The sequence below is a fragment of the Rubrivirga halophila genome (assembly GCF_046845755.1).
In the GTDB taxonomy this organism is placed as follows: domain Bacteria; phylum Bacteroidota; class Rhodothermia; order Rhodothermales; family Rubricoccaceae; genus Rubrivirga.
In genome coordinates, this window is sequence record NZ_CP177357.1 from 3874417 (window position 1) to 3897420 (window position 23004).

Genomic DNA, 23004 nt, shown 5'->3' on the forward strand with positions numbered 1-23004 from the left:
CCCGCGGGCGGGATCTGCGAACCCGGGGCCGTGACGGCGCGGAGAAATCGGAGTGCACGGCTCCGATTGGTGCAGACACACCAGGGGTGGCGGCGACGGGCGGTGGATGTTGAGGGCGCCCTCCCCCCCAACCCCGTGCGCGCGCTCGTCGCCCTTCTGCTCACCCTGCTCCTCGTTGCAGCCGTCTCCGCGTGCGACACCACCGAGCCGGGCTGTGCGGTGCCGGCGGCCGTCGAGGCCGGACGGCTGGCGGCGTGCGTATCGGGCGACGTGGCCCTGGGCCTCGACGCGACGCTGACCACCTTCCGCGATGACGAGGGGCAGGTCGTGATCGAGTTTCGGGACGGGCGCTCGGGGGGCACGCTGGTCGTGAGCGCCGCGCCCGCGGTCCCCGATCTCTTTCCGGTGGCGGTCCAGGGCCCGGACGGCCTGGCGGGCGCCGCGTTCGTTGTCCTCACCGTCGACGTACCGGGCACGTTCGACACGTTCAACGGACAGTCCGGAATGGTCACCGTTGAGTCGGTCGGGGCGGACGGTTCGCTGGCGGGAACGTTCGACGTTGCGGCGGGGAGCGCGAGCGGCGAGCTTCGGGTCCGGGGCCGCTTCCGCACGCTCGCCCCGAACTAGCCCATGCGCCCGCTCCTCCTCGCCGCCGCGCTCGTGCTCTCGGGCTGCGCGGCCACCCACTCGGTCGCCGCCGGCGACGACTTCGGCGCGCTCAACGCCCGGCTGGCGGGCCGCGACGCCATCGTGGTCCTGACCGACGGGACGGCCTACGACGCCGCCGCGCTCCGCGTCGGGCCGGACTCGACGACCTGGATCGACCCGCGGACGCAGGCGCTGCTGGCGATCCCGACGTCCGCCATCGCCGAGGTCGAGCGGCGCGACCGCCAGCGGGCCCTGCGCCGGTCCGTCCGCCTGGGTGTGATCTCGGGCGTGTCGGTGGGGGGGGCGATGGGGGCGGCCGCTGGGTTCGAGAGCGGCGGCTGCCTGATCTTCTGCGGTGGCGACCCAACGATCGGAGATCGACTCAAGGGGGCCGGCGGGTTCGGGCTGGCGGGCGCGGCCGTCGGGCTCGTCTACGGGGCCCTCTTCGGCGCCGCCGCCGGCCTCGTCAGCGACTCGGCCGAGCGGTTTCGGTTCGACCTCGCGCCGCCGACCGCCGCCGAGCGGGCCCCGACCGCGCAGGGCCGGTGAAACGGGGCGCCAGCCACGCCCGACGGCGGACCCCCGCGCACGGCGGGGCGTAGCTTCCGGCCCCGCAGACCGCCCCGACTCGATGCCCGGAACGCCCGTCAACAACGCCACGCCCGACGAGCGCAAGCTCAACTTCTGGGAGCGCATGTACCTCCCGGAGATCTTTAAGGGGCTCGGCTACTCGGCGTCCAAGATGTCGCTCGACAGCTACGCTTTCGAGTACCCCGAGGAGCAGTGGTACCCGCCGGACTCGTATCGCGGGCGCCCCGTCCTGGTCGAGGAGCAGGGCCGGCCGCGCTGCGTGGCGTGCGGGCTGTGCGCGCGGTCCTGCCCGCCGCTGGCGATCTCGATGCAGGCCCACGAGGTGACCGACGACATCAAGGAGCGCGAGCCGGAGTGGTTCGAGATCAACATGCTCCGCTGCATCTACTGCGGGTTCTGCGAGGAGGTCTGCCCTGAGGAGGCCATCGTGATGTCGAAGGAGTACGACCTCACGTTCCAGACGCGCGACGAGGCGCACTTCGGGCTCGACCGGCTCCTGGTCCCCAAAGCGCGCCTCCAGGACCGGCTGGACTTCCTCCAGCGCCGCCGCAACACGCAGCCGGCCGACGCCTGGCAGCACCCGGAGTCCAACAACATCCACACGCTGCGCGACCGGCTCGCGTTCGTCGCCGAGGTGGAGGACGCCGTCGACGGCGCGCAGGCCTCGAACCCGGCCCACGCCTAGCGAGGGATGGAGGGATGGGCCATGCGGGATGCGTGGGCCTCATGCCTCTCCCATGCCGCACCCCGCATCCCTCTCGTCATGCTAGATCGCTACGCCGAGCCGCCCCGCGACGCCGCCACGCTCGCCGCCCGCCGCGAGGCGCTGCTCGACCAGCTGGGCTGGCTCGAAGACGAGGCGACGGCGCTCGCGCCCCTGCTCGCGGCGCTGCCCGCCTGGGCGACGGATCAGGCGCCGATGCCGGACGACCTCTCGGCCAAGCAGATGTTCGCCGCCCTCGCGACGCTCGACCGCGAGACGTACCCGGCCTGGCTCGCCGCCGTCCGCGAGCAGGACGCGCCCGCCCTCGAGACGCCGGCGCTCGCGGGGGACGACGATGCGAACGCGCGCGGACTGGACGACCTGCTGGCGGACCTCCGGGCGGCGCGCGCCGAGTTGCGGGCCGTGTTTGAGGCGGTCCCCGCCGAGGCGTGGGCGCGGCGCGCGACGCTCGACGGCGCGGCGACCGACCTGTATGGGCTGGCGCTCGCGATCGTGCAGCACGACGCGGAGGTGCTGAAGACGCTGGCGTACCGGCTGCACCAGGCCGACCTCCGCCCGCCCACGCCGGGCTCGGACCTGCCCCAGCCGCCTCAGGTGTAGCGGTGGGCCCGCGCGCCGTCGTCCACGCCTGGGTGGCCGCCTTCAACGCGGGCGACGCCAACGCGCTCGCAGCGCTCTACGCCACGAACGCCGTCAACCACCAGGTGGCCGAGGCGCCGGTCGAGGGGCGGGAGGCGATCCGGACGATGTTCGAGCGCGAGTTCGCTGCGGCGGAGATGACGTGTCTCGTGGAGCAGGTGATGGAGGACGGCGCGTGGGCGGCGCTCGAGTGGCGCGACCCGCTCGGGCTCCGCGGCTGCGGGTTCTTCCACGTCGTCGACGGCCTCATCGTGGTCCAGCGCGGGTACTGGGACAAGCTCTCGTTCCTCCGCCAGCACGGGCTCCCGATCCCGCAGCGATAGCGCTCGCCTCGGCGCCGAGGCAGTGAGGGACCGGGCAACCTCTGCCGGAGGCGTGGCGGAGCGCCCAGCGCGACGCGCCGTATTGTGCGTGGCCCCGCCCGTATCAGATGCGACGACTCTGCGTTCTGCTCCTCGGGCTCGCGGCGACAGCCACGGCCCAGCCCGCTGACTCCGTCACTGAGCGCCAACGGTCGGTCGAGGCCGGGTTGCTCCCATCCGTCACCGCCGTCGGCGAGCGGCACGGGGTCCGCGAGCGGATGGCGCGATACGACGTACCCGGTCTCAGCGTGGCCGTCGTCCGTGGGGGGCACGTCGACTGGGCCCAGGGCTACGGGCGACGCGCGGCCGGCGGCGCCGACTCGGTGACGACCTCGACGCTCTTTCAGGCCGCCTCGATCAGCAAGCCGCTGACGGCCGCCCTGGCGCTCCGGCTCGCGGACCAGGGCCGTCTTAGCCTCGACGCCGACCTGGGCACGCTGCTCCGGTCGTGGACCATCCCCCCGACTCTGCACACGCGCGGCCGGCCGCCGACGCTCCGCGACGCGCTCCGCCACTCGGCCGGGTTCACCGTCGGCGGCTTCCCGGGCTACGCCGTCGGCGACTCGATCCCGAGCGCGGTCGGCGTGCTGGAGGGGCGGGGCAACACGCCGGCCGTCCGGGTCGACACGATCCCGGGCACGCTCTATCGCTACTCGGGCGGGGGCTACGTCGCCGCGCAGGTGGCCATCGAAGAGGTGGTCGGCGCTCCGTTCGTGGACGTGATGGCGCGCGAAGTGCTGTGGCCACTGGGGATGACGCGGAGCACGTTCGCGCAGCCGCTCCCGGCCCGGCTGGCGGACGACGTGGCCCAGGCGCACGACGAGGCCGGCGCGCCCGTCCCGGGCGGGTGGCACGTCTACCCCGAGATCGCCCCGGCCGGGCTGTGGTCGACGCCGACCGACGTCGCGCGCTTCGCGCTCGACCTCCGCGCGGCGTACCTGGGAGAGCCCGGGGCCCTGCTCGCGCCTGAGACGGCGCGAGCGATGCTAACGACCGATGCGCTCGGGGCCGGGATCGGGCTCCAGGTGGCCGAGGCCGAGGGCGGCCCGCTGTTCCTGCACACCGGCTCGAACGAGGGCTACAAGGCGATCATGGTGCTCTACGCCGGGACGGGCGACGGGGCTGTGGTGATGACGAACGGCGAGAACGGGGGCGACCTGATGATGGAAGTGCTCCGCGCCGTGTCGGCCGCCTACGGGTGGCCCAACTTCCGCTCGCGGACCTACGAGCCGGTGGCCGTCGACCCTGCCACGCTTGACCGTCTGGTGGGGACGTACACGTTCGTGGAGTTTCCCGAGTACCACGTCGGCATCGAGCGCGCCGGGGCCGGGCTGGCGGTGGTGTGGCCCGAGGAGCCGCCGGCCCGCCTCGTGGCCGCGTCGCCGACCGAGTTCTACGTCGAAGCGGAAGGGACGGCGCTCGTGTTCGACGCCGACGGCTCCGGGCTTCTCTGGGACGGCGAGGACCGGGCGGAGCGGGCGGACTGAGTGGGTGAGTGGGGCCGTCGCGGCGGTCTGCCGACAGAGGCCGAGCCCTGGTCTGCCGTACGTTTTGGGATGGCCCAGCCCCTCCGCCGCCGCTCTCTGTCGATGGCCGCCGCCGTCGCGGCGCTGGCGGCCGTGATGGCATTCGGGCCCCGGATGGACGGGCCGCGCGTGATCGGCGGGGTCCCATACACCACCAAGACCGGCGCGCCGTGGCTAACGGACCTGGGGTGGGTGCTGCTCGTCGTGCTCCCGCCGCTGGCGTACGCGGGGATGGCGCTGGCGCTGCGCGCCTGGGACCGCTGGCGGGCGTCGCGCTAGGCGACGACGGCGGCGTCCTCGGCGACGGCCAGCGCGCGCGCGAGGTCGGCCCACAGATCGTCCGGGGCCTCCAGGCCGACGGACAGGCGCAAGAGGCCCGGCGCGATGCCGCCCTCGGCGCGAGCGTCGTCGCTCAGCACGCGGTGCGTGAGGCCGGCAGGGTGCTGGACGAGGGTGTCGACCGAGCCCAGGCTGACGGCGGGCGTCATCGTGCGGACCGACTCGCAGACGGCGCGAGCGGCGTCGTAGCCGCCGGCGACCTCGAAGGCGAGCATCGTGCCCGGCCCGTCCATCTGGCGACCGACGAGCCCGTCGGGGTCGCCGCCGGGGAGGCCCGGGAAGTGGACGGCCACTACGCCGTCGTGCCCCGCCAGCCGGCGGGCGAGCACGCCGGCCGTGGCCTGAGCGCGCTCGACGCGAAGGGGCAGCGTCGCCAGCCCGCGGTGCAGGAGGTAGCCCGCGAGCGGGTGCAGGAGCGCGCCCGTCGCGACGCGGATCTGGCGCAGGCGCCGGGCCCAGGCCTCGCCGCACGCCACGACGCCGCCGACCACGTCGCCATGGCCGCCCAAAAACTTGGTGGCCGAGTGCATGACGAGGGCTGCGCCGTGCCCCAGCGGGCGCTGCAGAACGGGCGTGGCGAACGTCGAGTCGACGAGAACGGGCACGTCGCCCGCCTGCGCCACGACCGCTTCGATGTCGACGAGCGCGAGCGTGGGGTTGGCCGGCGTCTCGGTGATGACCAAGCAAGTGTCGTCGCGGAGCGCGTCGGCGACGCCGTCGGGCGTGGTCCACGTGACCTCGAGGCCCATCAGCTCGCACGTCAGCAGGTGGTCGGTCGTGCCGTAGATCGGGCGCGTGGCGACAACGTGGCCGCCGTCCATCCGCGCCGTCAGCAGGACGGCGGTGAGCGCGGCCATCCCCGACGCGAAGGCGACCGACGCCTCGGCGTCCTCGAGGTCCGCGAGCGCGGCCTCGAAGCGGGCGACGGTCGGGTTGTGGAGGCGGGCGTAGATGGGGTTGTCCGCCGTCTTGTCGCCGGAGACGAGCGCGTCGAGGCTGGCCGTCGCGCCGTCGAGGTCGGTAAAGGGGTACGTCGACGACAGGTCGATCGGCAGGGCGTGGACGCCGAGCGCGGTGAGGTCCTCGCGGCCGGCGTGGATGGCGCGGGTGGCGAGGTCGGGGCGGAGCTCCATGTCGAACGTGCGGCTGTGGGATCTCTCCACAGTAGACGATCTTGCGGTCGGTCTCCAACTTTTCCGCACAGGATTCGGAATCCCGCCGCCATGCCCCGTCTCGACGAAATCGACCGCGCCATCGTGACCCGCTTGCAGCAGAATGCGCGGACGTCCAACAAAGAGCTGGCGGCGGCCGTCGGCGTGGCGCCGTCAACGGCCCTCGCACGGACGCGGCGGCTGGAAGAGACCGGCGTGCTGGTGGGGTACCACGCTGAGGTGTCGGCCGAGGCGGTCGGGGCCGGGCTGCAGGCGCTCGTCGAGGTGTCGCTGCGGCGCCACCAGCGGGGGCTGGTCGAGGCGTTCGAGGCGCACGCGCTGGCGCTCCCCGAGGTCGTGCAGCTGTTCCACACGACGGGCGCGAGCGACTACCTGCTGCACGTGGCCGTCCGTGACACGGCGCACCTGCGGGCGCTCGCGCTGGAGGCGTTCACGGAGCGGCCCGAGGTGGCGCGGATCGAAACGGCGCTCCTGTTCGCGCACCGCCGGACGGCGGGCGTGGCGATCCCAACGCGAGGTTAGGCTCCCCCCCGTTCATCCGGGTCCTGCCCGTCGGCGAGGGCGGCGAGGGCGTCGCCGGAGAGCCGCATCTTGGTCCACTCGTCCAAGCTCTCGGCCCCGAGCCGGCTGTAGAAGTCCAGCGCGAGCGCGTTCCAGTCGAGGACGATCCACTCGAGCCGCTCCGCCCCGCGCGCGACGGCCTCGGCGGCGACGGCGCGGAACAGCGCCAGCCCGACGCCCTGTCCCCGGCGCTCGGGCCGGACGAAGAGGTCTTCGAGGTAGAGCCCCCAGCCGGCGCGCCACGTCGAGAAGGCGGGGAAGAAGATGGCGACCCCGGCGGGGTCGCCGCCGTCGTCGAAGGCCAGCAGGCACCCGAGGCGGGGCTCGGCGCCGGGGGCGAGGGCCACGGCGAACGCGTCGGGCGTGGCCGGGACCTCATGAACAGGTGCCTTCTCGTAGTCGGCCAGCTCGTGGACGAGGGCGCAGACGAGCGCGGCGTCGGCCGGGGTGGCGGGGCGGAGGGTCATCGCAGGCGGGGCGGGTGGTGGGAGGGTACGGCCTGGGGCCGTCTGCCTCGCCTCGTCCTACTCCGTCCAGCGGCGGACGACCTCGGGCCAGTCCGGCCCGGAGACGCGGTCGAGGACGGCGCGGGCGGCGGGCTCGCGCAAGTCGCTGCCCTCGGCGGTCGCAAACGCCCAGCGCTCGATGGCGACGCCGGTCGTCCGGGTGCGGAGCGCCAGCGGCGCCCCGCCGGCGACACGCAAGCGCAAGGCCGAGCCCGCGACGGCGTCGACGGAGTCGGCGTCGAGGGCGGAGAGGGCCGCCTCGGCCGTGGGGAAGGGGACGGTGTCGAGGTCGGTGCGGGCGATAAGGGCCGCGGCCGGCGTCCCGGCGACCACGCCCACGCGGTCGCCGCGCAGGTCGTCCGGGACGCGCACGCCGGACGACGTGTCGCGCAAGCCGAGCGCCGAGACGAGCGCGGCCGTGAGCACGGCCGTGATGGCCATCGAGAGCAGCATCCAGACGAGCGCGAGGGCCCGGCCGCCGTGCGAGCGCGGGACGGTGTCGCCGTAGCCGATCGTCGTGAGCGTGACGCCGGCCCACCAGAACCCGTCCCACAGCCCGTGCATGCTGCCCGTAAAGTCCTCGGAGTCGTGGCGGCGCTCCACCAGCCACATCAGCGCGCCGGCCACGAACAGCAGGACGGCGAGGGCCCCGGCGATGGCGAAAAACGTCGGCGAGAAAAAGCGCCGCGCGACGGTCGCGATCTGGGAAGTCGCCGGCCGGGCGATGGCGAGGTCGGCGTCGACAAAGGCGGGGCCCACGTCGGCGACGGCCTCGACGCCGGGCACCAGGGCGGTCAGCGCGAGGTCCGCCCGGCCGTCGGTGAGGGCCGCGAGCGCGCTGTCCGGCGCGACGCCGACGAACCGGACGCCACGGCCCAGCGCCTGCCCCACGTCGACGGCGAGCTCGACGCCGAGCCCGCTCCACGTGCTGTCGGCCGACTGGCTCGCCAGCGGCGGGGCCTCGAAGACGGCCACGACCAGGTCGTCGGACTCAGCGGGCCGCTCGGCCTGGGCGCCAGCGGGCATGGCGGCCGCGAGCGCGGCGAGAAGGAGCAGCAGACGCATCGACGGGAGGGCTCAGCCGAAGCGGCGGTAGTCGTCCTCGCCCCCGAAGTCGTCCTCGTCGTCGTCGTCGTCGGGCCCGAAGGAGCCGAGCCCGGAGAGGACGGAGCCCATCATGTCGGCGTAGCTGGCGCCGTCGTCGGCGACCTCCTTGCCGAGCAGCGAGTGCTGGTGGAGCATCTCGAGTGTCAGCTCCATCATCGAGGCCTTCTCGCCTGGCGTCTCCGGCGAGGTGTGGGCCTCGACGAGCGCCGCCAGCCCGTCGACGCGGTCGAGGGCCGTCGCGTACGTCGGGAAGGTGAGGTCGGTGTCGAGGTCGACGGTGTTGCCCTTCGAGAACCAGCCGAGGACGTCGCGGTACGCCGCGCGGCCGCCATCGTCGCCGGAGCCCTTGGCCGCCGGGTCGGGGAGGTAGCGCTTGACGATCGTCGAGACGGCCTTGCCGACGAGCGCCCGGGCCACGCCCTGCGCGCCCTCCTGCTCGCCCTCGTAGACCAGCTCCACCTTGCCGGTGACGGCCGGCTCGATGGAGGCGAGGTCGGCGGCGCGGACGGTCGTCTCGGACTCGCCGTGCAAGAGCGCCCGGCGCTCGGCCGCGCTCACCAGGTCTTCGAGCGCCGCCCGCGTCAGCCGCGCCGAGACGCCCGACTTCTGGTCGACGTACTCGCTCGCGCGGGCTTCGAAGGCCACCTGCTCGACGATCTCGCGGAAGATGTGGGGGACGGCGACGGCCACCGCGCCGTCGCGCTCGGCCCACGCCTCCTGGCGCGTGATCTCGACGCCCGTCTCCAAGTCGCGCGGGTAGTGGGTCAGGATCTGCGAGTCGATCCGGTCCTTGAGCGGGGTGATGATCGAGCCGCGGTTGGTGTAGTCCTCGGGGTTGGCCGTGAACACCATCAGCACGTCGATGGGGATGCGGACGTTGAAGCCGCGGACCTGGATGTCCTGCTCCTCCATGATGTTGAGCAGGCCGACCTGGATGCGCGGCTGCAGGTCCGGGAGCTCGTTGATGGCGAAGATGCCGCGGTGCGTGCGCGGGATGATCCCGAAGTGGATGACCTCCTCGTCGGCGTACGTCAGCTTGCGCGTGGCGGCCTTGATGGGGTCGATGTCGCCGATGAGGTCGGCGATGGAGGTGTCGGGCGTGGCCAGCTTCTCGCCGTAGCGCGCGCTTCGGTGGAGCCAGGCGATGGGCGTGTCGTCGCCGTGCTCGGCGATGAGGTCGCGGGCGACCTTGCTCACCGGCGCGAGCGGGTCGTCGTGGATCTCGGAGCCGGCCACCTCGGGCACCCACTCGTCGAGCAACTCGGGGAGCAGCCGTACGATGCGGCTCTTGGCCTGGCCGCGCAGGCCGAGCAGGATAAAGTCGTGCCGGCCGAGCAGGGCGTTCTGGACCTGGGGCACGACCGTCCGGTCGAACCCGAGCACGCCGGGGAAGACGTTGCGGCCGGCGCGGAGCGCGGCCACCAGATTGGCGCGGACCTCGTCCTTGACGGAGCGCGTGCGGTAGCCGGAGGCGCGGAGGGCGCCGAGCGTCGATAGTTTGGGGGCGTCGGCCATGTCGGGGATCGTCGGGCGGGCCAGCACGCGGCCCGCCGCGCGCCGTTCCGTCGGCCGACGCACGGTGTGGGGCGCGAGCCCCGACTCAGGCGCCTCCCCACCGCGCCGGGGCCTTTGCCTCTGCCCCCCCGCGGGAGGGTATGTGCCGTACACTGTGTACCGTTGTTTTCTCTGCCCAGCCCTCCGTTATGACCTCGACCCTCGTCCGCCGCGCGGCGGCCCTCGTCCTCGCCGCGCTGGCGCTGCCCGCCACCGCCCAGGACGTCGGCGGCGACGCCGTCCCGCTGATCGACCACCCCGGCGGCATCCACATCGTCACGCTCGGGCCGAACGGCGCCGAGTGCGACACGGCGACCGAGCTGTCCGTCGCCCGCGAGCTCAGCGTGGCCGGGCCGAGCAAGGTCCGCCTGACGCCGATCCCGTCGGCGAAGGCGGCCGGCGCCTCGGGCTTCCGGATCATCCTGCGGGCGACCGACCAGCTGATCGCCAACCCGCTCGCGCTGCTCGCCTTCCGGCGCTCGGCGGCGCGCTGGGAGCAGATCATCCAGACCGACGTCACGACGGTGATCGACGTGGACTACGGGCCGCTCCGGTTCGGCACTCCGTACCCCAGCCCGAACATCCTGGGCAGCACGTCGAGCGCCATCCGCGGCACGTCGGTGACGCCCGAGGGCCTGCGCGACAAGCTCGTCGCCCGGGCGACCGACCCCGGGCTCGTCGACCTCTACAACGCCATCCCGATCCCGACGCCCTCGACGGCGCGGAGCGGGAGCGCGGTCGCCTTCCTGAGCCAGATGATCGGCGGGACGATCCCGCTCCAGGTGCTCGGCGAGCTGCCGGCCGTCCTCGACGCCAACACGGCCTCGGGCGTCCCGACCATCGGGTTCAACTCGTCGTTCACCTTCGACTTCGACCCCCGCGACGGCGTCAACAACAACGCCATCGACTTCGAGGGCGTCGCGATCCACGAGATCGGGCACGCGCTCGGGTTCGTCTCCGTGATCGGCGGCGGTGGCCCCCCCAACAACCAGTTCACGCCCTGGGACATGTTCCGCGTTCGGCCCGAGGCCGTCGAGCCCGGCGAGGCGCTCGACGACGGGGCCGGCTGGGAGGTCGCCGAGCGCGTCGTGACGCCGGGCCCGCCCAACACCGTCCCGATCACGACGATCGGCAACACGACCTACTACGAGGCCGTCCAGACGACGTTCACCGGCGACGCCGAGTACGAGACGTCGACGGCGACGGGCAGCCGCCAGGGCGGCGACGGCCAGCAGGCCTCGCACTGGCGCGACGACGCGCTCCGCCTGCCGTCGCTCGGGGCCGAGCGCAAGATCGGGATCATGGACCCGAACCTCAGCTTCGGCAACCGCGACGAGATCGAGTACCCCGACATCCGGCTCCTCGAGCTGACCGGCTACTCGGTCGTCTACGAGCCCGCGTTCGCCGACGCCCGCTACGCCCTCAACGGGACCGTCCTCGACACCGAGAACACGCTCGTCTTCACCGACGAGCTGTTCCTGGGCGACGTGCCGGCCGGCGGCACCGGCACGAACGTGCTGACGGTCGAGAACCTCGACGGCGACACGCCGCTGACCTACGACATCGAGTTCGAGCTCGAGGGCATCTACGCCGAGGGCTCGCCCGTCGTCAACCTGGTCAACGCGGCGGGCACCGTGGCGCCCGGCGCCACGGCCGAGGTGCCGCTCGACTTCTCGTCGTCGGCGCCGGCCTTCGTGTTCGGCACGCTCGTGCTGCGGAGCAACGACGAGAGCCAGCTCGTGGTGCTGATCCCGGCGGCCTTCTCGGTCGGCGGCGTCACCGAGCCGGTGCTGTCGGCCTCGACGTCCGTCGACGGCGTCCTCGGCGACGTCGGGCGCGGCGTCGAGACCTACGACCTCACGCTCTCGAACGGCGGCTCCTTCCCGCTGACCTACGACCTCGAGCTCCTGCTCGAGGTCGACGACATCCCGTTCGTGATCCCCGAGGCGCGGCGCGTGGACCCCGTGATCCTGTTCGAGGCCGACTTCGAGTCGGGCGCCCAGCTCGGCGGCTTCACGGCCATCGGCCCGAACGCCGACCGGTGGCGCGAGGTCACGATCGGCCCGGCGGGCTCGGGCGACCACTCGACCCCGACGGCCGCCCACTTCGGCGTCGAGACGGAGACCGGCGTGGGCTACGAGGACCTCACCGAGGGCACGATCCTGTCGCCCCTCTTCGAGGTCGCCGAGCTCGAGCTTCAGGACGCCCTCACGCTGACCTTCAACTACTACCTCGAGGCGGGGGCCGGGGATGTGGCGGAGGTCGTGATCACCCCCAACGACTTTAGCGACCTGACCGCCATCACGAGCTCCGCCGGCGGCCTCCTGGTCGCCGACGGCACGTGGCGCTCGGTGACCGTCCCGATCGAGGGGATCGCGGGGGCGAGCGGGTTCTACCGCGTCGGCTTCCGGTTCTCCGCCGATGCGACGGGCACGGCGACCGGCTTCCTGGTCGACGACGTCGTCCTGGCGTCGGTCGAAGACGCCGGGTTCTCGGCGTCGAAGCTCTCGGGCACGGTGCCCGCCAACGGCACCGACACAGTGACCGTGACGGTCGACGGCGGCGCGCTCCCGGCCGGCTTCTACATCGGCACGGCGGCGTTCGAGACGAATGAGCGGTCGCCCCTCGTGCGGACGCAGTCGGTCCGGTTCTCGGTCGGCGGCGGGGTGTACCCCTCGCTGGCGGAGGTGCCGGTCTCGCCGGTCTTGGCGGTGACGGGCTCGCCCGACGCCGAGACGCCGTTCCAGATCGAGACCCGCAACGTGAGCACGGGCGGCGTGCTGAGCTACGTGCGCATCCTGGAGCCGGCGCTGAGCAACAGCGAGGCCCCGGCCCGCACCGTCGGCCCGGCGCCGGCGGACGCGCCGCTGTCGCTGGAGGCGGGCGTCTCGTCGGGCGCCCAGGCGACGGCCGGCTCGGCCCTCGCCGACATCGTCCTGCCGGGCGCGCTCTTCCCGTTCGCCATCACCCAGCTCGGCGACGGCACGCTGCTCGTCTCGGACCTCAACACGAGCGCCAACCGGACCCAGCAGCTCTTCGTCGTCTCGGCCGACCTCTCGGACGTGTTCGCCGTCCCGCCGCCGAGCGGCAACCAGCTCATCTCGGGCCTGGCCTACGACGAGCGCACGGGCAACGTCTGGGTCGCCGAGTTCGCCTCGGGCCGCGTCCGCGAGGCCGAGGTCGACGACGGCGAGCTGGACTACACCGGCCGCGAGTTCGACGTCGACTACGCGGTCACGGCGATGACGTACAGCGCCGAGCTCGACGCGCTCCTGATGACGCCGAACCGTTCGGACCAGGTCTTCGCCTACACGACCGACGGCGACGTCCTGCCGGGGTACCCGTTCTTCCTCGACCGCGAGTTCCCCAACTCGGTCGTCGCGCTCTCCTTCCGCGACGGCATCGTCGAGATCACGCGTGGCCAGGACGAGATCGTCCAGTACGACCAGTTCGGCCGCGCCTTCGACGGCGCCGAGTCGATCGTCTTCGGCGCGCCCGAGCTCTTCGGCGCGACGCGCTACCTCGGCTACGTCCGGGCCCGCGACGGCGAGGCCGACGCGACGGCCTACGTCGTCACCGATGCCGGCACCGACGGCCAGTTCCGCATCGCCACCCTCGACCCGCCGGACTTCCCGGCCTCGGTCGGCACGCGCATCGACGCGGACGGCCCGATGGGCTCGACGCAGGGCGTCGGCCCCGGCGAGGCGGTCGTGCTCGACTTCCGCGTCGAGTCGGGCCTGCCCATCGGCACGGCCGACGACGTGGTGGCCTTCGTGGTTAACGACCCGACGAACCCGATCGTCCGGTTCCCCGTCCAGATCGAGGTCCGCTCGGTCGCCGGCGAGGACGGCGTCGCGGCCACGTTCGGGGTGGCGGGCGCGGTCCCGAACCCGGTCCGCTCCGGCGGCGCCATCCGGTTCTCGCTCGACACGGCGGCCGACGTCACGGTGACCGTGTTCAACGTGCTCGGCCAGCGCGTGGCGACGCTCGCCGACGGCGAGCCGATGGCGGTCGGGACCCACGACCTCGCGCTCGGCGCCGAGGCGCTGGCGGCCGGCACCTACCTCGTCCGCGTGACGGCCGGCGACCGGACCGAGACCCGGACGCTCACGGTCGTCCGTTAGCGGGCGCCGACGGATCGACGCGCAGGGGCGCGGGCCGAAGCCCGCGCCCCTTTTTTAGAATGGCGACGGGGCGGGGAGATCGTTCGGGGCCGCCAGCCGCCGCGGGTGATCGACCAGAGGTGGCTGGCGGCCGTCGTCTGAGCCGTCCCTCGGCTGCCTGAACGTGACCTACGGCGTCCCCTCTCGCCTCGGGAGAGGGACAGGGTGAGGGTGGTCTTCCAACTAGTGCCATCCTGCTGGCGCTATGCCGGTCACCCTTCCCCAGCCCCTCCCGTCTGGGAGGGGAGGTCTCCCCACCGGCTTCCTCGGCCTTCTGGCGCACGCCCGACCGTCAGGGGCGTCGGGTCAGCGCGTCGGGCGCCAGCGGTAGAGGACCACGCGGGCCGTCGGGCCGCTCAGGATGCCCGGCGGGCGGGCCCACAGCACGGCGATCTCGACGGCGTCGCCGCGCTCGCGGACGGCGAGGTCGAGCGGCACGTCGGTCTCCTCGGCGGCCCGGCTGACGAGCACGCGCTCCAGCCGCCCGCCGCGCCCGTAGACGTCGAGGCGGACGTGGTCGGTGCGCAGGTTGATCGCCAGCAGCCGGTCGCCAAGCGCGGCGGCGCTCGACGTGAGCAGCGGCGGCTCGTCGGCGTCGCCGCGCATGAACTGGGCCGAGCGGACCGCTTGTGGGGACGTGAACCCGACGAGCGCGAGCGTGTCGAACGCCGCCGCACCCAGCGCGAGCACGTCGACGACGGGGCGGTAGCCGGAGAGCGCGACGAGCGAGTCGCCCCAGAGCCGGAGCCGCCCGATCGCCCGCCACGCGGGGCCGTTGATGGGGGCTCGCGATGTCTCAGCGCCGGTCTCGTCGAGGCCGATCACGACCGGCTCGCGGGCGTCGGGTCCGCCGCCGACGCGGACCGCCAGCCGGCCCGGCGCCGCGAGCGCGAGCGCTGCGCCGTCGGGGGCGGGCACGCGCCGCACGACGCCCTGGCCGGGCACCGCCCACCACAGCTCGCCCGCTTGGCGCGCCAGCACCACGACGGTGTCGCCTCGCGTCCCGGCGAGGTACGGGAAGCCGTCCGCCGGGAGCGCCGTCGCGTCCAGAAACCGGCCGTCGGCGGAGATGCGGCGGACGCTGCCCTCCTGCGTCTCGACGACCACGAGCGTGTCGCCGAGCCACGCCAGCCCGGTCGGGACCGGCATCGGGGCGGCCTCGGACGCTCGCGCGGTCCAGAGCACCTCCAGCGTGTCGACGGCGACCGTTTCTGCGAGCGCGGCGCTGGCGGAGTCGGCGGCCGAGACCGAGCGGTCGACCTCGCGCTGGCTCGACGGCAGGCAGCCGGCGAGGAGGACGAGGAGGAGAAGAGGAAGGGAGGAAACGAAGCGAGGAGGGGAATGGCGCATGGGGCGGCGCCCTCTCGCCTCCTGGGCTCGTGCGGGCCTCGCCCGACCCTCGTCTCCTCGCCTCGTCGCGTCCTCGTCTCGTGGGTCGGTCATCGGACCTCCGCGAGCGCTAGGTCTACCTCGACCGCCCGGCCGCCTCGGACCACGCCCAGCCGGATCGTGTCGCCGGCGCGGCGGTCGATAAACCGGTCCCGCACCTCCTCGTTCGTCGTCACCGCTTCACCGTCGAACGACACGATCACGTCGCGCGGGAGCAGGCCCGCCCGCTCCGCCGGGCTCGCGGTGTCGACGGACGTGACGACCAGCCCGCGCGCGTTCGTCAGCCCGAGCTGCTGCGCCAGCCGCGCGGTGACGGGCCGGATGTTGAGGCCGGTGTAGAACGAGCGGTCCACGGCGCCCGACGTCCGCAACTCCTCGACGACCTGGCGGACGCGCCAGGCGGGGACCGAGAACCCGAGCCCGACCGACCCCCCGGACCGCGAGAAGATGAACGTGTTCATCCCGATCACCCGGCCGAGCGCGTCGACGAGCGGGCCGCCGGAGTTGCCCGAGTTGATGGCCGCGTCGGTCTGGATCATGTCGCGGAAGGTGCGGCCCTGCTGGGCCGGGAAGTCGCGCCCGACGGCGCTGACCACGCCGACGGTGACGGTCGGCTCGGCGGCCTCGAACAGCCCGAACGGGTTGCCGAGCGCGATCGCCCACTCGCCCACGATCGCGTCGCCGGACTCCTCGAAGGCGAGGTACGGGAGAGGCTCCGGCGGGTCCACCTTCAGAAGCGCGATGTCCGTCTCGGGGTCGCTGCCGACGAGCCGCGCCGGCATTTGGGAGCCGTCGGGAAAGGCGATCGTGATGCGCGTGGCGTTGCCCGCGACGTGGTCGTTCGTCACGATGTAGCCGTCCTCGGAGATGACGAACCCGGAGCCGAGCCCCTGGACCTCGCGCTGGTAGACGCGGTCGGGGATGCGGCGGCCGTAGAAGAGCTCCTCCAGCGGGTTCGCGCGCTGCACGACGTTCTGCACCTCGATGATGTTGACCGACACGACGGCCGGGCTGGCGGCCTCGACGGCGCGCGTGATGGCGGTCCGCCGCGACGACTGGATCTCGCCCTCGATCCGCTCCAGCGCGCCCGCGCCCTCGGCAATCGGGGCGTCGACGCCGAGCGGGCCGTCGGTCTGCTGGGAGTGAGCGGGCTGCTGGCAGCCGACGAGGGCGACGAGGACGACGAGGGGGAAGCGCATGGCGATCGGACCGGGAAGGCGGACTACGGGGCCCGCTCCGGTCGGTTTCTGAACGGGAGGTGAGGGTTTGACAACGGGCGACGCGCCCGCCGCCGTGCCTGGCTAGACTGGCGGCCCGCCGCCGCCCTCCCGTGCCCCTCGTCGACCGCCGTCTCGCCCGCGTCGCCCTCGCCGGAATGGTGGCGTGGTTGGCGCTCCTGTTCGTCCCGCTCGCGACCGGCACGGGCGCTGAGGAAGAGGTCGGGCACCTGGTCCTGCTGGCGCCGCTCGTGCTCGTCCCGCTGTTCCTGGTCGCGAGCGTGCCGGCCGGGTTTGGCGCCGCGCCACGCGCGCTGTCGGCCGCGTCGTGGCTGCTGCTGCCCGGCGCCCTCGGCGCCGCCGGGTCGCTGCTCGTCGCGCCCGGGCCGCTGGCCGGCGCGCTGGCGGCGCTGTGGCTCGTCCCGACGACCGTCGTCGCTGCTCACATGGTGGCGGAAGCCGCCCGCCAGCGGGGGCTCGCCGATGCCGCCGAGGTCGCGCTCGCGCTCGGCTGGGCGACGCTGCCGGGCGGGGCGGTCTGGCTCGTGCTCGCACGCTCGGGCGTCGACACCGGGTACTCGAGTCTCGTCGCCCTCCTCACCGCCGCCCACTTCCACTACGCGGGGGCCTTCGTGCTGATCTGGGCCGGACTGCTGGGCCGGGCGCTCGCGGCCCGCTGGCGGACGGTGCACGCCGGGCTCGTCGCCGGGCTCGTCGTCGGGTTCTGGGGCGTCGCGGCGGGCATCGCGCTCGGCCGGGGGCCCGCCAGCGGGTCCGTGGTCGAAGCCGTCGGCGTGGCGCTGCTGACGCTGGCAGCCGTCGGTGTCGGTGTGCTGGGCGTGGTCCGGGCCGGGGCCGTGGAGGACCGAAAGACGAGCGTGATGCTGGCGGTCTCGGGCGGGGCCCTCGTGCTGGCGATGGGGCTGGCGGCGTGGTTCCAGTTTGGCGCCCGCTTGGGGCTCGGCCAGCCGGACGTGGCCTGGATGGCCTCGCGCCACGGGGCGCTGAACGCGTACGGGTTCGCGCTGTGGGGTGCGCTCGGCTGGCGCCGTCTCCGGCCCAGGCCAGGCGCGCCGTCGGGATGACCCCACGCCGTCGGGGCGTGTTGCGGTACGCCCTTACTCGAGCGTCATCGTACGTTCGGCCGCCGCCGTCGCGCCGGTCGTCTCGTCGCGGACCTCCACGCGCAGCGTGTACGCCCCCGCCGGCTGCTGGCGCACGTCGACGAAGAACGACAGCGTCTCGTCGGCGCGCGAGCCGGCGCCCTCCGCCCGGACGGAAACGCCCGGGCCCCGGCCGCGCCCGAAGATCCGCCCCAGCAGCCCGCCGCGCCGCGCCTGGGGCCGCAGCGTCGCCTCGACGGTGTAGCGCGTCCGGCCGCCCTCCAGCCCCAGCCCGTACGCCTCCAGCACCACGTACACGGGGTCCGTCGTGGGGAACGCGGCGCGCGGCGCGGGCACGATCCCCAGCCCGTCGCGCACGACCGGCCCGGCCCCATCCTCATCCACGGAGAGCGCCAGCAGGAGGTCGCTCACCCCGAACCCGCCCGCGAGCGGCTCGACCGCCAGCGCCGCCGCGCCGTGCGCCCGGCCGGCGTCGCCCTCGACCTCGGCGCGGACCTCGCCCGACCCGGCCACGCGGACGACGGCGCCCTCGGCCCACACCGGCCCGCCCCCGGCTCGCGTGATCCGCCCGGATCCGAGCCGCGTCCGATCCGCGACCGCCCGGTCCACGACGGCGCCGCGCACCAGGGCGAACGCGCCCGTCCGGACGGGCGCGGCGACCGAGTCGAGCGGCACGCCCCAGCCGACGATCACGTCCGTGCCGCCGCCCGGCGCGCGGAAGCGGGACGCCAGCATCGGCACGTCGAGCGCGGTCTCGGGGGCGTCTTGCGTCCGCTGCGGGTCGTCGCGCTGCATTCGGGCGTCCTGGGCCACGAAGTCGTCGCGCGCGGCCGAGCTCGTGGAGCCGAAGGCGCTCGCGGGCGGGCTGTAGGTCCGGTAGACGCCCGACGACGAGGGGTCGTCGAAGACGAACTGGAAGTCGGGATAGTCCCAGATCGCGAAGCGGTTGTCGCGCTCGCCGTAGATCTGGACGGCGTTCTCGTCGGCGAGGAACCGGACGGTCTCGGCGGGGCGCCCGTAGCGGACCCAGACCTGGCCCTGGCTCGTCTCGGCGCCCCGCTGGGCGACCGGCGCGAACAGGTCGTCGGCCGACCGCCCGAACATCAGGTCGGCCTCGACGACGCGGGCGCGGTGCTCGGCGCGGCGCTCGTTCGCCTCGCTGAGCAGGCGCGGGTCCGTCGTCGTCCAGAACGAGTCGGCGACGGCGTCGGGCGCGGCGTCGTAGGCGGCGCGGCGGTCCGTCGGGAGGAGGGCGCGGACGTCGGTGAGCCGGGTGGCCTCGGCCTCGGGGAGGCCGGCGACGGCCCGGGCGAAGGCGGCCTCCGACGCGGCGGCGTCGCCGAGCCGGTAGGCCGCGAGCCCGGCGTAGAGGTCGGCGCGGGGGTCGTCGGAGGCGGCGCCGAACCGGGCCGCGAGCCGGGCCAGGCCCGCCCACTCGCGCGTGAGCACGGCGAGCGTCGCGGCGAGCCGGTAGGCCTCGGGCGCGGCGGGGTCGGCGGCGAGCCAGGTGTCGAGGTAGCCGACCGCCTCGAGGTGCGCCCTATGCGCCCGCTCGCTCCGGTCGAGGTCGGGCGCCATCGCCCGGCGCTGGTCGGTGCGGACCTGCGAGTAGGCCTGCCGCGCCCGGACCTCCTCGGCGCTCACGAACGCGCCGTAGGGGCTGGAGATGTGGCCGAGCGCGACGCGGTCGTGCCAGCCGAGCGCCGTCCACGTCGCGTCGCTCGCCAGCACGCGGAGCGCGACGGTGTCGGTCGGCGCCAGCGCCAGGAGCTCGCGCGCGCGCGCCACCACGTGCCGCTGGCGGAGCGGGCGCGGCAGCCGCTGGACGGTCCGGCTCCGGCCCGCCAGATCCAGCCGGAGCGCGACCGACCGGAGGGTCGCGTCGTCGGGCCGGGCCTCGAACCCGGCGCGCACGGCCTCGACGGCAGCCGTCGTGTCGCCCGCCGCCAGCAGGGCGCCCGCGTCGGGCTGGGCGGCGGCGGACACGGCGAGCGCGAAGGCGAAGACGACGGGACGCATACGGCGGGACGCGGGGGACAGAGCCCAAACGTACGCGGAACGCCCGCTCGCGCCGAGGCCTCTCCGGCGCCCCATTGGCCACCGCAGGCCCGCACAGCCAGTCTCGATTCGCGTGCCTACGCGGACCCACTCGCTTGCGAGAGCCCGGACCCCCCGCCTGCCGGCCGCCCCCCTCATCCGAGGGGGGCTCCGTCGGTTGCCGTGCGTCGCTCGACGTCGACCTCGGCTCACGACGTCCCCCCTCCTCGGATGAGGTCTCGGATCCCGCTTGCGGGGAGGGGGACAGGGGGGGGCGAGTCGCTGGCGTTCGCCAGCCCTGCCGGCGCAAGCCCCTCTGTTGGCGGAGAGGCCGCCCCTGATGCATCGCGCCGTGCCCCTCGGTTGCTCGCGCGCGCCCGTAAACTCTGCGCCCGTGGCCCGCCTCCTCCTCCTCGTCCTCCTCGTGTGCGCCGGGCCGCTCGCCCGCGCCCAGGCCGACCTGTTCGGCGTCGTCGTGGACGGCGAGACCGAGGGGCCCGTCGTCGGCGCGACCGTCGCGCTCGTCGACGAGACGGGCGCCGTGCAGGGACGCGCGGCCGGGACCGAGGGGCAGTTCGTGTTCCGGGGCCTGCCCGCCGGGCGCTACCTCCTGCGCGTCTCCGCCATCGGCTACCTCCCCTCCGCCGACACGCTCGCGCTCGCCGCCGGCGACCGCCGGGACCTCGCCGTCACGCTCGCGCCCCGGACCGAGCAGATGGACGGGGTCGAGGTCGCCGCCGACGACGTGCCCGTCGTCCGCGAGCCGGGCCTGACGCGCCTTCGCCCGGCCGACCTCACCGCGCTCCCCACGACCGACCCCGGCGGCGACCTCGCCTCGGCCATCCTCGCCCAGCCCGGCGTCACGACGCTCGGCGACCGGGGCGGGCAGCTCTCCGTCCGCGGCGGCACGCCGACCCAGAACTTGGTCCTCGTCGACGGCATCCCCCTCTTTCAGCCGTTCCACCTCCTGGGCGGCTACAGCGCCGTACCGGCCGGCGTCGTCCGCTCGGCAGATGTCTACGCGGGCGGGTGGCCCGCGCGCTTCGGCGGTCGCATCGCCTCCGTGGTCGACGTGGTCGGGCGGACGGCCCACAAGCGGCGGCCCCGGGGCGCGGCCACGCTCTCGCCCGTGCTGGCGGGCGTCGAGGTCGAGATCCCCGTCGTCCCCGGCGACTTGTCGGTGCTGGCGTCGTACCGGCACGCGCTCGCGAGTGCGTCCGGCGACGTGCTCGGCATCGACCTACCCTACGACTTCAGCGACGCCTTCCTCAAGGCGCATGCCCGTCTGGACGCCACGACGACGCTCCAGGCGACGGCCTTGCGCGCGACCGACACGGGGAGCCTCGGACGCGACGGCGCCCGCCTCACGACGACGTCGGAGGCGGCGGGCGGCCAGTTTTTTTCGATCTCGTCGGCCTTCGCCGCCGCCCTCGACATCAGCGCCTACGTCTCGCGCTTCACGACGACCTTCGAGCCGCTCGCGGCGCCCACCCGGACGGCCGAGGCGACCGTCTTCGGCGGCCGGTTCGGCTACGTCTACTACGTCGGCCCGCACACCATCCGGACCGGCCTGCAGGCTTCGTCGTACCTCTTCGAGTACGCCTTCCGCCCCGACGCCCGTACGCGCCAGAACACCAGCGAGGGCTCGTTCTACGTCGACGCCGAGTTCGACCTCGGCGCGCTCCGCGTCGAGCCGGGGATCCGGTTCCAGACGTTCCCGGCCCAGTCTCGGCCCGGCTCCATCGAGCCCCGCTTCCAGGCCTCCGTCGTTCAGGGCACGACGGTCTACCGCGCCGCCGCGGGCGTCTACCGCCAGGAGATCGTCGGGCTCACCGACCAGGCCGACGTCGGCGACGTGTTCACGGCGTGGACCACGACGCAGCTGGGCCTGCCCGTCCCGACGGCCACGCACGGGCTGCTCGGCGTCGAGGGCGACCTCGGGCCCGTGCGGCTCGGCGTCGAGGGCTACGCGAAGGCGCTCTCGGGGCAGACGATCCTGCTCGGCGGGCGGCTCTTGTCCACGAACGGCGAGTCCGTCGGCGTCGACGTGACGGCCGCGCTGCGGCGCCCCGGGCTCCGCGTCGACGCCCGCTACGGGGCCTCGTCGCTGACGTACCGCGACGCGTTGCGGAGCTACCGCCCGCCGTTCTACCGCCCCCACCGGCTGTCGCTGAACGCCCGCGCCGAGCGTGGGCCGTGGGCGGCGGCGGCGGCCGTCCAGCTGACGTCGGGGCGCCCGTACACGCGTGTCGTCGGCGCGTACCGCGAGGTCGGGTCCGGGCGCGACCCCCTCGAGACCGCCGGCGAGCCGGTCGTCGTCCTCGACCCCGAGCCGTACGGCGCGCGGACGCCCGCCTACGCCCGCCTCGACCTGTCTGTCGACTACACGGCGCGCCTGCCGCGCGCCCGGCTCGTGCTCCAGGCCGCCGTGCTCAACGCGACGGACCGCACGAACGTCTTCTACTACGACCCCGTCCGGGCCGAGCGCGTCGACCAGCTCCCGTTCCTCCCGACGATCGGGCTCCGCCTCGAGGCCGAATGACCCCGCGCCTGCTCCTGCTCGCGGCGCTCGTGCTCGGCGCCTGCGCCGACGCCTTCGACCCGACCGCCGCCGGCGGCCCGGCCTTCGCCATCGACGGCACGCTCGACGGCACCACGACGCGCCAGCGGGTCCGCGTCCAGGACCTCCGCGACTCCGTGGTCGACCCCGCCGACACGCTCGCGGCGACCGTCACCTCGACCGAGCTGGTCTCGGGCACCACGACGACGTGGCGCGACTCGCTGGCGACGCTCGCCGACGGCACGCGCACCCACATCGCCGTCGCCGACCTCGCCATCGCCGCCGGCCAGACGCACCGGATCCGCGTCGCCGGTGCCGACGGCCGCGCGTCGACGGTCAGCGTCCGCCTGCCCGCCCCGGTCGCCACGCCGGGCCCGGTCGCCACGGCCCCCGCCACCTCCATCCGCATCGACCTCGACGACGTGAGCGGGCGGCCCGGCGAGTCGCTCGTCCGGTTCCGCGTCCGCCGCACCGACGGCGGCGGCGAGCAGACGCTGGTGTCGACCGTCGCGCTCCAGCCGAGCGGGGACGGCGCGTCGTTCCTGATCTTCCTGAGCCAGGCCGTCTTCCGCGCGCGCACCCTGTTGTACGGGGCCGACCCCGGCGACGCCGTCTTCCTGGGCGCCCAGCTCGAGACGACCCTGACCAGCACCACCGACACCCCGGTCGCCGGCGGCGTCGGCGGCGTCGGCTGGACGCTCCCGGTCGTCGTCCCGATTCCTCTCCCGAGCGACGTGCTGGCGGCCGTCGGGTTTATCGACGGCCGGTAAGGGCGCCGCCGCCGC

The 23004-nt window shown here is 74.3% G+C and carries 19 protein-coding genes; 12 read left to right on the forward strand and 7 right to left on the reverse strand.

Features of this window, described 5'->3' with window-relative positions; all coding sequences use genetic code 11:
- Nucleotides 1-135: 135 nt before the first annotated feature.
- The 7 genes from ACLIRP_RS16940 to ACLIRP_RS16970 all read left to right on the forward strand — a co-directional run bounded on the left by ACLIRP_RS16940 (nt 136) and on the right by ACLIRP_RS16970 (nt 4769).
- On the forward strand, nt 136-627 hold the full coding sequence (locus tag ACLIRP_RS16940; RefSeq protein ID WP_412061650.1) for a hypothetical protein: 492 nt from the start codon (nt 136-138) through the stop codon (nt 625-627).
- A gap of 3 nt (nt 628-630) precedes the next feature.
- Nucleotides 631-1197 carry a hypothetical protein gene (locus tag ACLIRP_RS16945; protein ID WP_412061651.1) on the forward strand — a complete coding sequence of 189 codons (567 nt, stop codon included), beginning with the start codon at nt 631-633 and terminating at the stop codon, nt 1195-1197.
- Between the two features lie 82 nt (nt 1198-1279).
- The gene (locus tag ACLIRP_RS16950; RefSeq protein ID WP_412061652.1) at nt 1280-1924 is read left to right on the forward strand and encodes a NuoI/complex I 23 kDa subunit family protein; all 645 of its coding nucleotides are present in this window, start codon (nt 1280-1282) and stop codon (nt 1922-1924) included.
- Nucleotides 1925-2002: 78 nt separating this feature from the next.
- Nucleotides 2003-2563, forward strand: a complete 561-nt coding sequence (locus ACLIRP_RS16955) for a hypothetical protein (RefSeq protein WP_412061653.1) — start codon at nt 2003-2005, stop codon at nt 2561-2563.
- 2 nt (nt 2564-2565) lie between these two features.
- Nucleotides 2566-2925 carry a nuclear transport factor 2 family protein gene (locus tag ACLIRP_RS16960; RefSeq protein ID WP_412061654.1) on the forward strand — a complete coding sequence of 120 codons (360 nt, stop codon included), beginning with the start codon at nt 2566-2568 and terminating at the stop codon, nt 2923-2925.
- 107 nt (nt 2926-3032) lie between these two features.
- Nucleotides 3033-4451, forward strand: coding sequence for a serine hydrolase domain-containing protein (locus ACLIRP_RS16965; protein WP_412061655.1), 1419 nt, complete (start codon nt 3033-3035; stop codon nt 4449-4451).
- Between the two features lie 69 nt (nt 4452-4520).
- Nucleotides 4521-4769 (forward strand): hypothetical protein, encoded by a 249-nt coding sequence (locus tag ACLIRP_RS16970; protein ID WP_412061656.1) that lies wholly within the window; start codon nt 4521-4523, stop codon nt 4767-4769.
- Here the strand turns inward: ACLIRP_RS16970 and ACLIRP_RS16975 are convergent.
- The gene (locus ACLIRP_RS16975; RefSeq protein ID WP_412061657.1) at nt 4766-5962 is read right to left on the reverse strand and encodes a trans-sulfuration enzyme family protein; all 1197 of its coding nucleotides are present in this window, start codon (nt 5960-5962) and stop codon (nt 4766-4768) included. The genes ACLIRP_RS16970 and ACLIRP_RS16975 overlap by 4 nt on opposite strands.
- A 90-nt stretch (nt 5963-6052) precedes the next feature.
- Here ACLIRP_RS16975 and ACLIRP_RS16980 point away from each other — a divergent pair, with 90 nt between their 5' ends.
- A complete protein-coding gene (locus tag ACLIRP_RS16980) occupies nt 6053-6523 on the forward strand; it encodes an Lrp/AsnC family transcriptional regulator (protein ID WP_412061658.1) in 471 nt (156 codons plus the stop codon).
- On the opposite strand, the gene ACLIRP_RS16985 is transcribed toward ACLIRP_RS16980, so the two are convergent.
- Genes ACLIRP_RS16985 through ACLIRP_RS16995 form a run of 3 tightly spaced genes read right to left on the reverse strand, consistent with a single transcriptional unit; the run spans nt 6520 to nt 9690 of the window.
- Complete coding sequence (locus tag ACLIRP_RS16985) at nt 6520-7029, reverse strand: N-acetyltransferase family protein (protein ID WP_412061659.1); 510 nt, start codon at nt 7027-7029, stop codon at nt 6520-6522. The two genes, ACLIRP_RS16980 and ACLIRP_RS16985, sit on opposite strands and share 4 nt — an antisense overlap.
- 57 nt (nt 7030-7086) lie before the next feature.
- Complete coding sequence (locus ACLIRP_RS16990; RefSeq protein ID WP_412061660.1) at nt 7087-8133, reverse strand: ion channel; 1047 nt, start codon at nt 8131-8133, stop codon at nt 7087-7089.
- 12 nt (nt 8134-8145) lie between these two features.
- On the reverse strand, nt 8146-9690 hold the full coding sequence (locus ACLIRP_RS16995; RefSeq protein ID WP_412063726.1) for a sigma 54-interacting transcriptional regulator: 1545 nt from the start codon (nt 9688-9690) through the stop codon (nt 8146-8148).
- A gap of 188 nt (nt 9691-9878) precedes the next feature.
- Here ACLIRP_RS16995 and ACLIRP_RS17000 point away from each other — a divergent pair, with 188 nt between their 5' ends.
- Nucleotides 9879-13853, forward strand: a complete 3975-nt coding sequence (locus tag ACLIRP_RS17000) for an NF038122 family metalloprotease (RefSeq protein WP_412061661.1) — start codon at nt 9879-9881, stop codon at nt 13851-13853.
- A 345-nt stretch (nt 13854-14198) separates the two neighbouring features.
- On the opposite strand, the gene ACLIRP_RS17005 is transcribed toward ACLIRP_RS17000, so the two are convergent.
- Together ACLIRP_RS17005 and ACLIRP_RS17010 are read right to left on the reverse strand one after the other, a co-directional pair.
- Nucleotides 14199-15242 (reverse strand): hypothetical protein, encoded by a 1044-nt coding sequence (locus ACLIRP_RS17005; RefSeq protein WP_412061662.1) that lies wholly within the window; start codon nt 15240-15242, stop codon nt 14199-14201.
- A gap of 89 nt (nt 15243-15331) precedes the next feature.
- Nucleotides 15332-16480: a S1C family serine protease gene (locus ACLIRP_RS17010; protein WP_412061663.1), complete on the reverse strand. Its 1149-nt coding sequence runs from the start codon at nt 16478-16480 to the stop codon at nt 15332-15334.
- 131 nt (nt 16481-16611) lie between these two features.
- Here ACLIRP_RS17010 and ACLIRP_RS17015 point away from each other — a divergent pair, with 131 nt between their 5' ends.
- Nucleotides 16612-17583 carry a YndJ family transporter gene (locus ACLIRP_RS17015; RefSeq protein WP_412061664.1) on the forward strand — a complete coding sequence of 324 codons (972 nt, stop codon included), beginning with the start codon at nt 16612-16614 and terminating at the stop codon, nt 17581-17583.
- Between the two features lie 33 nt (nt 17584-17616).
- On the opposite strand, the gene ACLIRP_RS17020 is transcribed toward ACLIRP_RS17015, so the two are convergent.
- Nucleotides 17617-19641 carry a GWxTD domain-containing protein gene (locus ACLIRP_RS17020; protein WP_412061665.1) on the reverse strand — a complete coding sequence of 675 codons (2025 nt, stop codon included), beginning with the start codon at nt 19639-19641 and terminating at the stop codon, nt 17617-17619.
- Between the two features lie 412 nt (nt 19642-20053).
- Here ACLIRP_RS17020 and ACLIRP_RS17025 point away from each other — a divergent pair, with 412 nt between their 5' ends.
- Together ACLIRP_RS17025 and ACLIRP_RS17030 are read left to right on the forward strand one after the other, a co-directional pair.
- Complete coding sequence (locus ACLIRP_RS17025; protein ID WP_412061666.1) at nt 20054-22201, forward strand: TonB-dependent receptor; 2148 nt, start codon at nt 20054-20056, stop codon at nt 22199-22201.
- A complete protein-coding gene (locus ACLIRP_RS17030) occupies nt 22198-22989 on the forward strand; it encodes a hypothetical protein (protein ID WP_412061667.1) in 792 nt (263 codons plus the stop codon). The genes ACLIRP_RS17025 and ACLIRP_RS17030 overlap by 4 nt, the downstream gene beginning before the upstream one ends.
- Nucleotides 22990-23004: the final 15 nt, after the last annotated feature.

Excerpts from the sequence above, each read along its gene's own strand:
- ACLIRP_RS16975 (WP_412061657.1), bottom strand. The coding sequence starts at position 5,962 with ATGGAGCTCCGCCCCGACCTCGCCACCCGCGCCATCCACGCCGGCCGC.
- ACLIRP_RS17030 (WP_412061667.1), top strand. The coding sequence starts at position 22,198 with ATGACCCCGCGCCTGCTCCTGCTCGCGGCGCTCGTGCTCGGCGCCTGC.
- ACLIRP_RS16965 (WP_412061655.1), top strand. The coding sequence starts at position 3,033 with ATGCGACGACTCTGCGTTCTGCTCCTCGGGCTCGCGGCGACAGCCACG.
- ACLIRP_RS16990 (WP_412061660.1), bottom strand. The coding sequence starts at position 8,133 with ATGCGTCTGCTGCTCCTTCTCGCCGCGCTCGCGGCCGCCATGCCCGCT.
- ACLIRP_RS16945 (WP_412061651.1), top strand. The coding sequence starts at position 631 with ATGCGCCCGCTCCTCCTCGCCGCCGCGCTCGTGCTCTCGGGCTGCGCG.
- ACLIRP_RS16970 (WP_412061656.1), top strand. The coding sequence starts at position 4,521 with ATGGCCCAGCCCCTCCGCCGCCGCTCTCTGTCGATGGCCGCCGCCGTC.
- ACLIRP_RS17010 (WP_412061663.1), bottom strand. The coding sequence starts at position 16,480 with ATGCGCTTCCCCCTCGTCGTCCTCGTCGCCCTCGTCGGCTGCCAGCAG.
- ACLIRP_RS16950 (WP_412061652.1), top strand. The coding sequence starts at position 1,280 with ATGCCCGGAACGCCCGTCAACAACGCCACGCCCGACGAGCGCAAGCTC.
- ACLIRP_RS17005 (WP_412061662.1), bottom strand. The coding sequence starts at position 15,242 with ATGCGCCATTCCCCTCCTCGCTTCGTTTCCTCCCTTCCTCTTCTCCTC.
- ACLIRP_RS17020 (WP_412061665.1), bottom strand. The coding sequence starts at position 19,641 with ATGCGTCCCGTCGTCTTCGCCTTCGCGCTCGCCGTGTCCGCCGCCGCC.
- ACLIRP_RS16955 (WP_412061653.1), top strand. The coding sequence starts at position 2,003 with ATGCTAGATCGCTACGCCGAGCCGCCCCGCGACGCCGCCACGCTCGCC.
- ACLIRP_RS16995 (WP_412063726.1), bottom strand. The coding sequence starts at position 9,690 with ATGGCCGACGCCCCCAAACTATCGACGCTCGGCGCCCTCCGCGCCTCC.
- ACLIRP_RS17000 (WP_412061661.1), top strand. The coding sequence starts at position 9,879 with ATGACCTCGACCCTCGTCCGCCGCGCGGCGGCCCTCGTCCTCGCCGCG.
- ACLIRP_RS16980 (WP_412061658.1), top strand. The coding sequence starts at position 6,053 with ATGCCCCGTCTCGACGAAATCGACCGCGCCATCGTGACCCGCTTGCAG.
- ACLIRP_RS16985 (WP_412061659.1), bottom strand. The coding sequence starts at position 7,029 with ATGACCCTCCGCCCCGCCACCCCGGCCGACGCCGCGCTCGTCTGCGCC.